Source organism: Streptococcus sp. HF-1907, assembly GCF_015594605.1.
GTDB lineage: Bacteria > Bacillota > Bacilli > Lactobacillales > Streptococcaceae > Streptococcus.
Window position 1 is genome coordinate 128,774 of sequence record NZ_JADNQT010000003.1, and the last position, 15,688, is coordinate 144,461.

Here is a 15,688-nt window from a genome sequence, read left to right on the forward strand (position 1 = left end):
AAACAAAAAATGTGAGTACCGACTAGCTGAAATAGCTAATTAGTACTCACATTTTATATTTGTTTGATTTTTACAGATAGCTACCCACTACCATCAATAGAGTTAGAATACAAACAAGAGATAGTGTAGGCAACATTATTCCCTTGTTTGATCATTATATCCCCAAACCCTTCATGATTAATCGCATCAGGCAATGTCTGCGCTTCTAATGCAATTGCTTCGTAGGCTTTAGCCTGTTGTCCTGCATCTCTAGAAGGATAAACACCTGACTCAACACTGTTCATAGTGTAAACTACAAATGCATTTCGATCGGAATACATCTTAATGCAATCGCCACTTTCAGTATCTTTCAAAGTCACCTGTGGCACTTCTAAAGAAGGTGAAACAATAAAAGCATCATCAAGACCGCCTGTTCTCTCAAGAGCTTGCTCTAGGTTTTGCCCAGTCCTGAAGTCATAGCCTGTTCCTTCCACGGCTAGCACCTTGCCAGTAGGCACAACATCTTCCCTACTTTCAAGATAGGCATCACTCTGCAAAGTAAGGCTCTGCGTTTTTAAATGTTGATGTCTGCTCAAATTAAAGTAAACATGACTAGTCGGATTAAACAAAGTATCTGCGGTAATATTATAGGCATGGTAAGTAATGTCAAGTTTATTCGTATTATCCAAAGTAAAGTTTACTTCCACCGTCATATCTCCAGGAAATCCATCTACAGCTTCTTTTGCTAAGTAAGTCATTTTCACAGAAACAGCATCAGGATCTTGATAGGTTTCGTAATGCCAAACTTGCTTATGAAATCCTTTGAAACCGCTATGCAGGCAATTGCCTTTTTCATTTTGAGGTAATTGGATTTCCTTGCCACCAACTTTCGCCTTTCCTCCATCAATACGCCCAGCCACTCGACCGATTGACTGACCAGCACAAAGCGAATTTTTGAGATAATCACTTGGTCGTTCAAACCCTAACACAAGATTTTTCTTTTCAGAAGTTGCTGTTGGAACCAAAAATGACTGCCAGGTTGCTCCTAAGGTGAGAAAGGTAGCTTCAACATCTTGATCATTCATCAAGCGAATCTGCGTAATCGGTTGACCTTCTATTGTTTCAACAACTTGAGTTTCTATTTCCATAAGATCCTCCTTTTGTATACGGTTAAATTTTACTATTTTAGTAAAATTTTGTAAAGTTTATCTCCGCAAAAAAGACCAGAACAAATCTGGTCAAAAATGAAATATTAACTTTTATAGGCTAAGCCAATTTCACACAGAAAGCATCCCAAGGCTCTAGGCTCTTGCTTGCTAAGGCTTGTGGAGCAGAGGTGTTAGTGATTACCACATCTGCCACTTGGACTGGTAGATCAAATGTCTGCTGTTGATTAGATAGGTTAGCAACTACAAGGTAAGCATCGTCTGCTGTCTTGCGGATATAGGCAAATACTTTATCCACAGTTTCTTGCAGTTCAAAGTCTGCGTCGACTAACCAGTCATTTTCTTTGCGAAGTGTGACCAGTTGTTGATAAATGTAGAAGATACTATTTGGATCAGCCAATGCTGCCTCAACATTGATTCGCTCATGATTTGGGTTGACTGGAAGCCATGGGTGACCTGTTGTAAATCCTGCCTGGCTACCTGCTGTCCACTGCATCGGCGTGCGGGCATTATCACGACCAATCATACGAATGCTATCCATGATGTCGTCAATCGGCATTCCATTTTCTAGAGCTTCTGCTGCATAATTACGCGACTCAATATCATCGACTTCGTCCAAAGTCTGGAAAGGATAGTTAGTCATACCAATCTCTTCGCCTTGGTAGATATAAGGCGTTCCGCGCATGAGATGAAGAAGGATGGCTAGCGCTTTAGCAGATTTTTCGCGATATTCTCCTGTATTTCCCCAGATGGACAATACGCGAGGAAGGTCATGATTGTTCCAGAAAAGGGAATTCCAACCCTGACCCAACTCAAGTTCTGTTTGCCATTTGTTGAAAATAGCTTTTAGGGCTGGGACATTCAATTCTTTTTCAAAATCCCATTTTGGTGCGTCAGGTTTATGCTGGAGACCGATATGCTCAAATTGGAATACCATAGACAATTCGTCATTGTCTGGGTTAGAGTATTGCTTAGCAATCTCAGGTGTTGCCCCCCAAGTCTCCCCAACTGTCAACAAATCATACTTACCAAAACTAGCACGATTCATTTCCTTCAAATAATCGTGCAATTTAGGACCGTTACCAGTAATTTCTTGGTCAGGAACCTTCCCAATCAAATCAATCACATCCATACGGAAGCCACCGATTCCCTTATCAATCCAAAAATTCATCATATCATAGATTTTATGGCGAAGGGTCTCATTTTCCCAATTAAGGTCAGGCTGACGCTTGCTGAAAAGGTGGAGGTAATATTGCCCAGAAACCTCGTCATATTGCCAGGCAGAGCCACTGAAGGTCGAAGTCAAGCCATTAGGCTGGTCGCGCCAGATGTAAAAATCGCGCTCTGAACTATCTGGATGTTGGCGTGCTTCAACGAACCAAGCGTGTTCATCAGACGTATGATTGACCACTAGGTCCATGATAATTTTAATGTCTCTGGTATTGGCTTGTGCCAGTAGCTCATCCATATCGGCCATGTCACCAAAGATGTCAGCGATAGCCTCATAATCCGAAATATCATAACCATTGTCATCCATGGGACTTTGGTAGACCGGAGAGAGCCAAATAGCCGTAATACCAAGCTTTTGAAGGTAATCCAGCTTGCTGGTAATCCCCTTGATGTCCCCAATGCCATCACCGTTTGAATCCATAAATGAACGAGGATAAATTTGATAAATTGTCGCTTTGTGCCACCAATGTTTTTCCATAGTGTCTCCTTTCGTTTTATACGCAATCGCTTGCGTGTTTTGTTAGCAAAAGAGGGCTGATAGATGAATTGAGTCAAAAACTCATCTACGCCACCCTCAAAATAGTGTAGTTGATAGGTCTATCCCAAGTCTATATCAACAATTAGAGCTGAGAAGATTCTTCCCAGCTCTGATTGTTCTCTAGGAGCTTTTGATTAGCGAATAGCTTTTTCAGTCTCAGCGTCGAAGAAGTGTCCTTTAGCAACGTTGAAAGTAAGAGTTACTTTTTCACCTGGATTGTGGAAGTCACGCGCATCCACACGTGATGCAAACTCGCTGTTACCGAGTTTCATGTAAAGCATTGTTTCACTACCAAGCAATTCAGAAACAGCAACTTCTGCTTCAACAGTTGCATTTGGATAAGTATCTTGAACGACAAGGTTACTTGAAATATCTTCTGGACGGATACCAAAAATCACTTCTTTGCCCTTGTAACCTTTGGCTTCAAGCATTTTCACTTGACCTTCTGGAACAGCGATGTTCAAGCCATCTTTGCTGACAAGGCAGCCATTTTCAACCTTAACAGTGAAGAAGTTCATAGCTGGGCTTCCGATAAATCCAGCAACGAATTTATTAGCCGGTTGATTGTAAAGTTCTTGTGGTGAACCAACTTGTTCCACACGTCCGATAGTACCATCACCATCTGGGTTTTTAGTAGCAGACATGATAACAATACGGTCAGCAAGAGTCATAGCTTCTGTTTGGTCGTGGGTAACGTAGATAGTTGTTGCCCCGATACGACGGTGAATTTTCGCGATTTCAGCACGCATTGATACACGGAGTTTAGCATCCAAGTTTGACAAAGGTTCGTCCATCAAGAATACTTTGGCATCACGGACAATAGCACGCCCCATGGCAACACGTTGACGTTGACCACCTGACAAATCAGCTGGTTTACGGTCAAGGAATTCTGTCAAACCGATATTAGCTGCTGCTTCACGGACACGTTTGTCGATTTCTTCTTTAGAAAATTTACGCAATTTAAGACCGAAGGCCATGTTATCGTAAACGGTCATGTGTGGGTAAAGGGCATAGTTTTGGAAAACCATAGCAATGTCGCGGTCTTTAGGTGATTTGTCATTAACCACTTCGCCGTCAATTTTAAGTTCACCTTCAGTGATATCTTCAAGACCTGCAATCATACGAAGCGTTGTAGATTTACCACAACCAGAAGGTCCAACGAATACGATAAATTCTTTATCTTTAATGTCTAGGTCAAAATCTTCTACAGAATAGTGACTAGCATTTGGGTATTTTTTGTAAATGTGATTAAGGTTTAATTCTACCATGATTGTTTCCTCTTTTATTTTTCTTAACAAAGATAGTATAACAAAGAAAACGGTTGCAAAATAGATGCAAGGCGTCCAATCTTTTTAGGCAACTTGCACAAATTTTGGTAAAATTACCTAAATTTCTTGAATCAATAGATAGCAGTAAGCCAAATCATCCAAATTTTTCAGATTAAGACCCGACAAACTTTGGAATTTATCCAGCTTATACTGAAGCGAATTACGATGGATAAAAAGGTGTTGCGCGGTCTGCATGAGGTTGCCATGCTCCTGCCACAGCCTTGTGATCACATCGGACATATCTTCCATCGACCCAATCTGCTGGAGCACTTTTTTCTTGATGGATGGCTGCGCTAGCTGATTGACCAAAGCCCATAAAGCCAGCGAGGCAAAAGTCACAGTCTGCGTCTCCCCCCGGTGCATCAGATAATCGCTAAAAAGCCGATTCTCGTCCGCAAAATAAGCCTGAAGGTCACTGCCGCGCACATTGGACCAAGTATTACCAAAGGCGACCGTAAGACTCATGGCAAAATCACTCTCGATGGTCGGAAGCAGGTCTTCTATGATAACTCTAGCATCCAAGACCTTGGTCTGGTCCAGAATCATAAGGCTACGCGTCGGAGTGAGATTGGGCATAGCTACAACATTTGCCAGCAAGCCTTCCATCAATTCCACCAGCTCTGCTGAGAAAGGAAATTGATGCTCGATGTAAACCAGCTGAACCTTTGATAAATCAAGAGGCATGACCTCTTTCTCACCCAGAAAATAAGCCAGCCAAGGGTCTTTCAAAGAAGTGTCCTTGCTCTCCTCGTCAAGCATCCCCAGCAAATAACGCTCGCGCTCCGTCAGCTCACCAGCAGGCAAATAAATCACCTGATTATGACGCTCAATACTCACCCAATCACCTTCCACAGGCTTCTGTCCTAGAACTGCCCCAGGAAATATTTCTTCAATCGACATATTGCCTCCCTTCTTCCTTGTTCAAATTATAACATAGTGGGGACTTGGATGACATGAAAAATCAGCGAACCCTAGGACTCACTGATTATTTTCTTAGTCAAAACTGATGACTTGATTATTTTCAGTCACAGTGTAAGTCAACTCTTTCAAGTTAATTGTCGCTTCTGCCACCACAGATTTGTCCGCATTATGACGCGTGATAAGGATGGTATTGGCATCTGGCGTTGCCACTTCAATTCCGCCATCTAGGTCAAAGGCTGCGCTTTGGTTGCGGTAAGTGAAGAGCTTCAAGAGTGCTTTGACAACAGGACGCTCAACTTCTTGGGCAATTTCTTCACTAGTATAATAGTGACGGTTGATATTGCGACCTTCCTTGGTATTTTCCAACAACTCTAGGTCATTTTTACCAGCTAGGAAGCCAACATAGTAAACCTGCGGAATACCTGGTGCAAAGGCTTGAATGAGGCGAGCGAGGAAATATTTCTTGTCATCGTCACCCAGAGCTGAGTAGTAAGTGGAGTTAATTTGATAAATATCCAAATTATTGTACTCAGCAGAGGAATATTTGCGTTTGACATTGGCACCAACCTTGTAAAGTTGGTTAGAGGTGTAGTCAATTTCCTCGTCTGTCAAGATGTCCTTGACATCCACCACACCGATACCATCGTGCGTATCCAGCGTTGTGAACTGCTTCATTGGACTCATTTTTAACCATTTAGCCAACTGGTTGGTCTTGCCACTGTAAAGCGAGTAGAGGGTCACCATTGGCAGGGCAAAGTCGTAAACGAAGTAGCCGTGATCAGAAATTTTGAAAGGAATAGTGTAGTGCTCATGGATTTCTGGCAAAATGTCTGCGCCAGCTTCATTGGCAATTTTTTGAACAGAATCTAGCAAATCCCAGATTTCAGGTTCAACGAAGAAATCGTTGGTGTCCAATTTTTTCACAGCGTAGGCAAAAGCGTCCAGACGAATGAGGTCACAACCGTTGGCTGCCAAGTTTTCGATGGTCTTTTTGATGAAGTCCATGGTCACTTGTTTGGTCACATCAAGGTCAATCTGTTCTTCTCCGAAAGTGTTCCAGAGGTGTTCTTTGCTACCATCTGCAAAGACGATTTCCTGCATTGGTGCCTTGTCCTTGCGCTTGTAGATTAGGTCTACGTCAGCTTGCGTCGGACGATTTTCAGGCCAGAATTTTTCCCAACGAAGAAAGAGACCTGCGTATTCAGACGCATCCTTTTTCTCTTGGAAATCCTTGTAATACTTGGATTGACGAGAAATGTGGTTAATCATGAAGTCAAACATAAGGTAGTATTTGTCACCCAGACGCTTGACATCATCCCAGTCACCAAAAGCGGCATCTACTTCATCATAGTCAACCGGTGCAAAACCGCGGTCTCCTGTCGATGGGAAGAAAGGCAGCAAGTGCACACCGCCAACCGCATCGCCAAAATACTTGGTCATATTGTCATCCAACTCTTTCAAATTCTTACCCAAACTGTCTGAGTAAGTGATTAACATGGTTTTATTTGTAATAGTCATAATAGGGGTCTCCATTTTGTAAAGACTAAGACTGACTAGGAACAGCCAGCCTTACAACTTTTGTTTAAAACTCAGAGTGTGGTCTCAGCTACTCTTGACTCTTATTTAACCGCACCGTTACTCATACCAGCAATGATATTCTTTTGGAAGATGAGGTAAACGATGGTGATGGTAATGATACCAACGACGTAGGAAGCAAAACTTGGACCGTAATCGTTGAAGTATTGACCGGTGTAGTTGTATTGGAAGAGGGGAAGAGTCCACATGTTTGAATTTTTGTTCAAAATCAACAATGGCAACATGAAATCATTCCAGAACCAGAGAGCATTGATAATCAAAGTTGTAGCATGCATTGGTTTTAACATTGGAAAGACGATTTTACGATAAGTTGTGAAACGGTCTGCACCATCAATCATGGCTGCTTCGTCCAAACTATCTGGTACGCTCAATTTGATATAGCCCACATACAAGAAGAGGGTTTGTGGCACAGCGTAAGTGAGGTAGAGGAGAATAAGTCCCCACATATTTGCCAAACCAAGACGGCTCATCATGACAGTGATGGGAATCATGATAACTTGGAATGGAACGAAAATCCCAAGAATCAAGAGTGAATACATGATAGCGTAAGCTTTTTTCTTAGACATATTGCGGGCAATAGAATAAGCTGCCGCTGGAATGAAGAGGGTTACCAAGATTACTGATAGAACCGTGATAACGGCTGAATTCCAGAAATAATGACCGATACCATCTGCAAGTAGGCGTGTATAGTTAGCCATTGTGGCAGGATTTGGGAAGGCAAAGAAATGCCCCATGATATCCTTGGTTGATTTGAAAGATGAGAATACAGTCGCTAGTAGAGGAATCAAAATCAAGATTGACCCGACTGTTAAAAGGATGTATTTCCAAATATTATTATAGCGTTCTTCTTTTTTCATTAGCCTAGTCTCCTAAATTTCGAAGCGACGTGACAATCGAATTTGAAGGATTGACACAATAGCAATGACGATGAATAGAATCAATGCAATGGCATTGGCATAACCATATTGGTTGCTCTTGAAGGCGTAGTTGTAAACCAAGAGACCAATTGAGGTTGTTGAGTTACTTGGACCACCACCAGTCAAAGCGAAGATTTGGTCGAAGGCTGTCAAACCTGCTTTAAGCGCCATAATGAAGACCATTGAAATACTTGGAAGCAAGTAAGGCAATTCAATATTGAAGAAGGTTTGCTTGCTGTTGGCACCATCAATGGCTGCCGCTTCTGTGATGTCACTTGGAATACTTTGAAGCCCTGCCAAGAAAATGATGATTGGCATAGCCACCCCTTGCCACAAGAGAACGAAGACTGCTGCGAAAACCGCTCCGCCCATTGTTCCCAAAAGACTTGTCTCTAACCAACCAATGTGGAGAGCACTACCGATAGCTGGAAGTCCATAGTTGAAGACTTGTTTAAAAATCAATGAAACTGTCAAACCAGAAAGCACTGCTGGGAAGAAGAACCAAGCTCTAAAGAAGGTTTGTCCCTTGATTTTTGAATTGAGCACGCGCGCAATCAAGATACCAAGAACAATTTCCCCAACAATCAAGGCAATTGTCAAGATGAGTGTAAAACCGATAGCTTTCATAAACTTGCTATCTGTCATCAAGATTTTATAGTTATTAAGCCCAACAAATTCAAAATTGTAAGTCAAACCTGTCCAGTTAGTCAAACTGTAAAAGGCACCTTGGAACATTGGGAAGTAGAAGAATACTGCTTGCAGAATGAGCGGTACAATTAGAAAGACCCAACCCCAATATTTATTCAAAACTTTTCTCATTACTGTGTCCTCCTAATCAACGTCTGCTTTCATTGGGTTGAAGAATGCGTTCAATTCGTCTGCTAAATTCTTACGATCTTGTGTCATCAAGTAGTTAGCTGTTGCAGAGAAGAAGTCATCTTCACTTGTCCAATGTTGTGCCATCCAGACATAGTGTTTATCTGTGAAGGCAAGTCTGTTCAAGGCTACAAATGGTGAATTTTTATCTTCTTTAACACCTTTAACTGCGACTGGTGAACCATCAACATCATAGTATTTTTGCATAGCTTTAGCTGTTGTCATGTAAGCTACGAATTTTTCAGATGCTTTAAGATGTTTGGTCTTAGATGAGATAGACATGGCTAAGTCACCAGCACCAACGGTTGCACTGTCACCAGCTTTTTTACCTGGGAAAGCAAAGGTTGAAATTTCAAATTTAGGATTTTGTTGACGCATAGCTGCTAGCGCCCAAGAACCATTTGGAGTCATCAAGGCTTTACCTGATGTGAAGGCTACAACTGCATCGTTGTAAGAAGCCCCTTCCCAGTTAGCTTGTTGATTACCCTTAGCAGCTAGCAAGTCCAAACGTTTAGCATCTTCTTTGAGAATACTGTCGCTAGCTGAAATGCTATTGGGTTTTGAGAAGCGGAGGTAATCGTTAGCCTTATCCGCACTACCTGTGATGGTAATCAATGACAACTGATGGTAACCATTCAAGGTCCAACCTTCTGTTCCTGCTACTGAAAATGGTGTTTCACCTGCGGCCTTGATTTTATCAACTAGGGCTACAAATTCATTCCAAGTTTTTGGAGGTTCAAGACCAAGTTCATCAAATTTTGTCTTGTTATAATAAATCCCTGAAACATTGGCTGTTAGTGGAACGTTGTAAACCTTACCATTGATGGCGTATTTATTAGCGTAATGATTTTTAAGGTTGTTCAAGTAAGACTTACCAGTCATGTCATAGAAGTAACCAGCTTTAGCCCACTCTTGGAAGTCCATGTTTTGTGGATAAAGGTTAATGACATCTGGGGCGTCACCCGCAAGCATACGCGTTTTCAAAACAGTACCTGCATCTGGAACGCTAGTCATTTTAACGTGAATTTTTGGATTTGCTTTTTCGAAATCTTTAATGATTTCTTTCAAGGGGGCATCCATTTCTTTCTTCTGGTTAAAGTATTCAATCGTTACTTTACCATCTGAACTTGTGTCATTGCTTTTACCACAAGCTGCTAAGGTCAAGACAGTCGCTGACAAGAAGCCAACAGCCGCAAGTTTCTGATACCATTTCATTTGGCTTTCCTCCTATTTGATTGCTTTAAAATGATAACGACGAGAAAGGAAATCGTGGTCAGCTGGCGCTTCAAACCAACCCATGTGCTCTAGCTCATCTCCGCCAAAGATTTCTTTAGTCTCTACATTTTCGTAAATCTTATCCGAATCGAGTCCAGTCAATTTCACTTGACTGATTGACTGCTGAGCGCTGTTAAGAACTAGGAAGGTGAAGACAAGAATTTCTGATTTGTCGGCATTAGTGAACATCCAAGCTGTTTCATTTCCTTCAAAAGGACTCTTGAGTCGCGTGAAGTTTCCATACTGTACTAATTCACGGATATCTTTGTAAACTGCTACCTGAGCTTTTACCAACTCTTTCTCTTCTTCGGTTAATTTTGTCAAATCTAGCTCGTAACCAAGAACACCACTCATTGCTACATCACCACGTGTATTGAAAGGTGTGATGCGACCAGTTTGATGATTTGGCACCGCTGAAACATGCGATGTCATCACTGACGGTGGGTAAACTAGCGATGTGCCGTACTGAATACCAAGTCTCGCTACCACATCTGTATTATCACTGGTCCATGATTGAGGCATGTAGTAAGCGAAGCTGATGTCAAAACGACCACCACCACCTGAGCAACCTTCCCACAAAATATCTGGGTATTTGCTAGTCAAGCGCTCAAGCATATCATAAAGTCCCAAAGTGTAACGATGGAAAACCTCGCCCTGACGACCCGCTGGCAAGCTTGCAGAGAAAATATCTGACAAATGACGGTTCATGTCCCACTTGATGTAGTCAATATAACCCTGGTCAAGTAAGGCTTCCACCTGAACAAGCACAGCCTCACGAACTTCTTCTCGTCCCAAATCAAGAACGAACTGCTGACGACTTGGTGATGGCTTGCGCCCCGGCACAGCCAAACGATAATCTGGATGATTGCGGAAAAGCTCTGAATCCTCAGAAATCATTTCTGGTTCAAACCAAAGTCCAAACTTAAGACCTTGACTATGCACATAGTCTGCAAAGCCATTCAAGCCATTTGGAAACTTATTCTTGTCAACGAACCAATCACCCAGCGAACTGTCATCATTGTCACGATGACCAAACCAGCCATCATCTAAAACAAACATTTCAATACCAAGTTGCTTAGCCTCATCAACAATCGGACGGAGCTTAGCCTCGTCAAAATCAAAATAAGTCGCTTCCCAGTTGTTAACCAAGATTGGACGAAGGGCATGTTGGTATTTGCCACGCGCTACACGGTCACGAATCAAGCTGTGGAAGGCCTGGCTAAGAGCGTTTAGGCCTTGATGTGAGTAGGTCATAACCACTTCTGGTGTTTGGAAATGTGCTCCCGCTGTCAATTCCCAAGAAAACTGTTCTTCGTTAATTCCGATAACCACGCGAGTTTGCTCAATTTGATCGCGTTCAATCTCAAGGGCGTGATTTCCAGAGTAAACCAAGCCAAAACCATAAGCTTCACCAGTGAATTCATCCGTTTTTTGTTGCGCCAAAATCATAGTATTATTCATCTGATGACTGGTCGTTCCGCGTCGACTTGCTAGGCGTTTTTGACCATAGCTGAGTGCTTCGCGGTTGATATGACGTTCATTGACATGGGCACCTGGTAAGCTGATAAGGTCCAAGGCTTGCGCTGGAAAATCAACGGTCATTGAAGCCATTTTTTCAATCTTGATTGAAGCATCAGATTGATTGTCAAGACGTGCAGAGCGTGTAATCACTGGACGGTCAGCATAAATGGTGTAGCTAAGCGCCAATTCTAAACCAGCGACAGCATCTTTCAAATAAACCACCAAGGTCTCAGCTTCACTGTCGTCAAGCACATATGAAGCTGGAAGCCCTTCTAAAGTCGGCTTGCCTGCAAGCACCTCGTAGCGGTCATAGACAAATTGCGTAGCTTGACTGCCATTAGCCTGTTCCACTAGGATAGCAGGCAGACGATAGTCACCCTCACCTGCTCCAGCATATTCGCGAAGTAGGGTATCTGGTGAAAAGCCTCTTTCTAAGCTGTCAGGTAAATTTCCTGAAAAACCACGGTCAATACGTGGGTATCGACGCTGTCCATGATAGTCTTTTACCGCTTTTCCAAAATACAAATGAGCTAACAAGCCACCTTCTTCAACAGCAAGCAGGTAGGAAATATCTCCATTGGTCAAATGAAAAACTTTTTCAGCTTCATCTACAATGATTAAGTGCTTCATAGTCTTCTCCTAAAAGTTTCTTTACTTAAAGTTTACTAAAAAAGAAAGCGCTTTGATATGCTTTTTTGTTGCTTAAATATGGTATAATGTTTCCTATAAGAAAGGACTGATGGCTATGAACGTTCTGAACACCTATCAAGAGTTTGATTATAATCAATTTGACCTTAATGTTGACCATTACGGGTCTGAAAATTGCGCCAGTAATTATGCTTTCGGTCCCTCTGTTCGGGATGATTATGTCCTACATTTTATCACTGACGGGTGCGGAACCCTTACTGTCAGAGGAGAGACAACTTCCTTAAAAGCTGGCGATCTCTTTCTTCTTCCCAAACAAGAAGTGACCTTTTATCAGGCCGATGCAAACAAGCCCTGGTCCTATATTTGGGTGGGTTTTAGCGGTCCTAAGGCAAATAATATCCTCAACCGCACGCAACTTATGGAAAAATGTTTCGTGCATTCTAATCTGGACTCTCCTATTTTGGAGCAAATGTTAGGTCTGGTTGGGTACACCAAAAATCTCACAGCCATCAGCGATGAACTCAATTTAACAGGTGAACTTTACCATTTACTAGCTCTGCTCATTCAAGAATTTCCAGCGGAAACCAGCGAAAGCGACATGGTTCAACACTATGTCAAACGAGCGCTCAAAATTATCCATGTCCATTACGGTCGCCAGCTGAAAGTCTGTGATATTGCCGACCAACTAAACCTCAACCGCTCTTATCTCTATAAGATTTTCAAAGAAGAGACTGGCTCCTCCCTCAAAGAATACATTCTCCATGTTAAAATGGATAAAAGTTTGGAGCTCCTAGCCAATCCTCAATTCAACATCAGCGAAATTGCGCGCTCGGTTGGCTTTCCCGACCCCCTGGCTTTCAGTAAAAGTTTCAAAAAAGTGTTTGGCACCAGTCCTAGCCGTTACCGAAAAGAGCTAAACCACCAAGAATAACATAAAAAAGTGAGACCTCAAAACCTCACTTTTCTATTCACTCAACTCACACCACCCTACAAAGCATCCTTATAAAAGCGCAGCAATTTTCCCAAGGATTCCTTGAGGTCAGCCAAGGTCGACTGGTTCTCTCCGTTCAGCCAATCCACGTAAGCACCGATGATACCGTGGGACAAAAAGCTGGCGCTAGTAAAGGTCAGCTCTGAGTATCGAAGCAGGAGCGTCTCTCTTAATAGCTAGATAAAGTCAGTCAAAAAGAACTTGTCAGCCGACTTGCTGGTAATAATTTTGAAGAAGGACAGGTTAGCAAGCATGATGTCATTCAGGGATTCCAAGAAATCATCCACCTCAAAACTATCAACATCAATCAAAACCTCACGTAATTGCTCCGCCACCTCTTTGCTCAATTCAAGGTAAACATCCGTCACGTTTTGATAATGGGCATAAAAAGTCTTGCGGTCAATATCTGCCAAGTCTGCAAGCTGGGTAACCGTAATATCAGTCAGACTCTTTTCCTCTAGTAATTGCACAAATGCTTCACGAATATGACGTTTGGTTCTTAACACACGTCGGTCACTGTTTGCCATAGCCACTCCTTTTAATCCACATTATTATAGCATAGTGTTACTTATCTCACACTTTTTGACTTTATTGTGATTGTCTTTCACACCAAAATTCATTATGATGGAGTTAGTTAAAGGAGAAACTCATGAACATCATCGAAAAACTCGTCTCAGGCTATACTTCTGTTGACGTGACACCGCAGAATTTTATTGACCACTTGACGCCTGGAACACCAAGATTTGCCATGAACCTCATTCCCGTTCTGCTGGCAGTAGTATTTGGACTTTTGGTTTATATTTACCCCATTATCCTCAATGAAACTGAGCACGAGGGTCCTTACCTCCTTTGGATGCACACCTTCTACTGCGCCGCCGACTTCATGGGCATCTGGGTCTTTCTAGACGCTTGGCTCAAGTACGACCACTTCTACATCTTTGGACTGCTCAGCCTTGGCGAAACCATCTGGGTCCTCATGGAAATCTACAGCCTAAAGCGCGCCATGGCCTACGAAAAGGACATCAACTGGAAACCCGGCACACCTACAAAAGTCATGCTTCGCGACATCATCTTCTAACTTGTCATTTTCTTTGTCGGGCTCAATCTGCTGCGCTTTGAACTTCATGACAGCACCATGTGGAAATTCTGGATTTTCACCCAAGTCCTCATCACCATCGCACCAGACCCTGTGCTGGAAAAACGCGGCTACCGTTGAGGGAATAGTCGCTGGCTCAACATCTGCTTCATCTGCGTCGCTATCGTATCCTTCAACCCATGGCTCAACATGTGGCAAGCCATCGCACCAGACTACTTCTCACTCAGCGCCAACCCATGGTACTACATCGTCGTAACCATCTGCCTCTTCTTTGCCATCCGAGGCTTCATCATCTACGAAAAACTCCCTGAAAAAGAAGAGATTATTAAAGCAACAGGCAAGAAACCATTTTTGAAATAAGGTTAGATAGAAAAAACAGACCTCTATCATTTCACATCAAAGCTGAGCAATCCTGCTTGGCTTTTTTCTTGCGGAAATGACTCCCTCGCCAGAATAGCGTAACTCCTATTTCAGAAGAATCTTAGTCAGGTTACTATAACTGACTCATCGGATAAACTACCACTGTCTAGAAACAGCACGTCCGAAATTCGGACAAGCTCCTGCAACTTGGAAAACAACCGTCCGAAACTCGGACAAGCTCCTGCAACTTGGAAATGACTCATCTGAGACTCGGGCGACTTCCCGCTACTCAGAAAACGACCGTCTGAGACTACGACAAGTTCTCTCTACTTGGAAAACGGCTGTCTGAAGTTCTAACGACCTCTCGCACATTGAAAATCAACTGTCAGCAATGCTGACGACCTCCCGCAACTTTTATGCTAGCCATCAAAAAAATTACCAGCCTATCCCAATCACTGATTTAAGAACTTGTCTGCTAACTGAGGCTAATTTGAAAAATAGGGACAGTGACAACTTTGGAAAATTTATCAAGGTCAAACAAGTTGAAGTTGTGTGCTTATCAAAATCCAAAGCCGTAAAAACGATTTTTAGCTTGGCTATCCCGCAATATCCTCAGACAGCTTTGATTGACAATGGTGACAAGTATTTTGTCAAGTCTGTAAAGTTAACTGTAAATATCACCTACAAATTTGCTCTCTATCAGTTCCTGCTAACCAGTTCTCCCTTCATCAGCTCGTCAATCTTCATTGACAAGAAAGAGCCCTCAGTTACATCCGAGGACTCTTTACTAGCTATTCGTTAACGATTCTTGGTATCTAAGACGATGGTGACTGGACCATCATTAACTAGGCTGACTTGCATGTCAGCACCGAAGACCCCCCTTTCAACTGGGACTGTTTTGGCTAGTTCGGTATTGAAATCATCATAGAACTGACTAGCCAGATCAGGTTTAGCTGCGCCTGTAAAAGCAGGGCGATTACCTTTCTTGGTATCGGCAAAAAGGGTGAACTGGGAGATGGAGAGAATGCTTCCCTTGATGTCTTGGATGGACAGATTCATTTTACCATCGGCATCTGAAAAGATACGCATATTGATAATTTTGCGGACAGCGTAAGCTAGGTCCTCTGCTATATCATCAGGTCCGACACCAACTAGTAGCATAAGACCCTGGTCAATAGCGCCAGCCACATTGCCATCAATGGAAACCGAAGCTTGACTCACGCGCTGGATAATAATCTTCATATCA

At 42.6% G+C, this 15,688-nt stretch carries 15 protein-coding genes; 4 read left to right on the plus strand and 11 right to left on the minus strand.

Features of this window, described 5'->3' with window-relative positions:
- Positions 1–80: 80 nt before the first annotated feature.
- The 9 genes from IYQ92_RS03490 to IYQ92_RS03530 all read right to left on the minus strand — a co-directional run bounded on the left by IYQ92_RS03490 (position 81) and on the right by IYQ92_RS03530 (position 11,977).
- Positions 81–1,127: an aldose epimerase family protein gene (locus IYQ92_RS03490; protein WP_195675360.1), complete on the minus strand. Its 1,047-nt coding sequence runs from the start codon at positions 1,125–1,127 to the stop codon at positions 81–83.
- A 118-nt stretch (positions 1,128–1,245) separates the two neighbouring features.
- Positions 1,246–2,853 (minus strand): glucan 1,6-alpha-glucosidase DexB, encoded by a 1,608-nt coding sequence (dexB, locus tag IYQ92_RS03495; RefSeq protein WP_195675361.1) that lies wholly within the window; start codon positions 2,851–2,853, stop codon positions 1,246–1,248.
- A 194-nt stretch (positions 2,854–3,047) separates the two neighbouring features.
- Positions 3,048–4,181 carry an ABC transporter ATP-binding protein gene (locus tag IYQ92_RS03500; RefSeq protein WP_195675362.1) on the minus strand — a complete coding sequence of 378 codons (1,134 nt, stop codon included), beginning with the start codon at positions 4,179–4,181 and terminating at the stop codon, positions 3,048–3,050.
- Between the two features lie 117 nt (positions 4,182–4,298).
- Positions 4,299–5,141, minus strand: a complete 843-nt coding sequence (locus IYQ92_RS03505; protein WP_195675363.1) for a helix-turn-helix domain-containing protein — start codon at positions 5,139–5,141, stop codon at positions 4,299–4,301.
- Positions 5,142–5,234: 93 nt separating this feature from the next.
- A complete protein-coding gene (gtfA, locus tag IYQ92_RS03510) occupies positions 5,235–6,680 on the minus strand; it encodes a sucrose phosphorylase (RefSeq protein ID WP_195675364.1) in 1,446 nt (481 codons plus the stop codon).
- A 101-nt stretch (positions 6,681–6,781) separates the two neighbouring features.
- Positions 6,782–7,615, minus strand: a complete 834-nt coding sequence (locus IYQ92_RS03515) for a carbohydrate ABC transporter permease (RefSeq protein ID WP_195675365.1) — start codon at positions 7,613–7,615, stop codon at positions 6,782–6,784.
- Positions 7,616–7,627: 12 nt separating this feature from the next.
- Positions 7,628–8,494: a carbohydrate ABC transporter permease gene (locus tag IYQ92_RS03520; protein WP_195675366.1), complete on the minus strand. Its 867-nt coding sequence runs from the start codon at positions 8,492–8,494 to the stop codon at positions 7,628–7,630.
- A gap of 12 nt (positions 8,495–8,506) precedes the next feature.
- Entirely contained in the window at positions 8,507–9,766 is a 1,260-nt protein-coding gene (locus IYQ92_RS03525) for an extracellular solute-binding protein (RefSeq protein ID WP_195675367.1), read from the minus strand.
- Positions 9,767–9,778: 12 nt separating this feature from the next.
- Positions 9,779–11,977 carry an alpha-galactosidase gene (locus IYQ92_RS03530; protein ID WP_195675368.1) on the minus strand — a complete coding sequence of 733 codons (2,199 nt, stop codon included), beginning with the start codon at positions 11,975–11,977 and terminating at the stop codon, positions 9,779–9,781.
- Positions 11,978–12,092: 115 nt separating this feature from the next.
- Here IYQ92_RS03530 and IYQ92_RS03535 point away from each other — a divergent pair, with 115 nt between their 5' ends.
- Entirely contained in the window at positions 12,093–12,926 is an 834-nt protein-coding gene (locus IYQ92_RS03535; RefSeq protein ID WP_195675388.1) for an AraC family transcriptional regulator, read from the plus strand.
- Between the two features lie 236 nt (positions 12,927–13,162).
- Here the strand turns inward: IYQ92_RS03535 and IYQ92_RS03540 are convergent, their stop codons facing one another.
- Positions 13,163–13,513: a TetR/AcrR family transcriptional regulator gene (locus IYQ92_RS03540; RefSeq protein ID WP_195675369.1), complete on the minus strand. Its 351-nt coding sequence runs from the start codon at positions 13,511–13,513 to the stop codon at positions 13,163–13,165.
- Between the two features lie 122 nt (positions 13,514–13,635).
- Here IYQ92_RS03540 and IYQ92_RS10210 point away from each other — a divergent pair, with 122 nt between their 5' ends.
- The 3 genes from IYQ92_RS10210 (at position 13,636) to IYQ92_RS03550 (ending at position 15,244) form a co-directional block, all read left to right on the plus strand.
- On the plus strand, positions 13,636–14,064 hold the full coding sequence (locus IYQ92_RS10210) for a hypothetical protein (RefSeq protein WP_229311282.1): 429 nt from the start codon (positions 13,636–13,638) through the stop codon (positions 14,062–14,064).
- A gap of 207 nt (positions 14,065–14,271) precedes the next feature.
- On the plus strand, positions 14,272–14,442 hold the full coding sequence (locus IYQ92_RS10215) for a hypothetical protein (RefSeq protein WP_229311283.1): 171 nt from the start codon (positions 14,272–14,274) through the stop codon (positions 14,440–14,442).
- Between the two features lie 391 nt (positions 14,443–14,833).
- On the plus strand, positions 14,834–15,244 hold the full coding sequence (locus IYQ92_RS03550; RefSeq protein WP_195675370.1) for a hypothetical protein: 411 nt from the start codon (positions 14,834–14,836) through the stop codon (positions 15,242–15,244).
- Here the strand turns inward: IYQ92_RS03550 and dtd are convergent.
- Entirely contained in the window at positions 15,241–15,684 is a 444-nt protein-coding gene (gene dtd, locus IYQ92_RS03555; RefSeq protein ID WP_195675371.1) for a D-aminoacyl-tRNA deacylase, read from the minus strand. The genes IYQ92_RS03550 and dtd overlap by 4 nt on opposite strands.
- Positions 15,685–15,688: the final 4 nt, after the last annotated feature.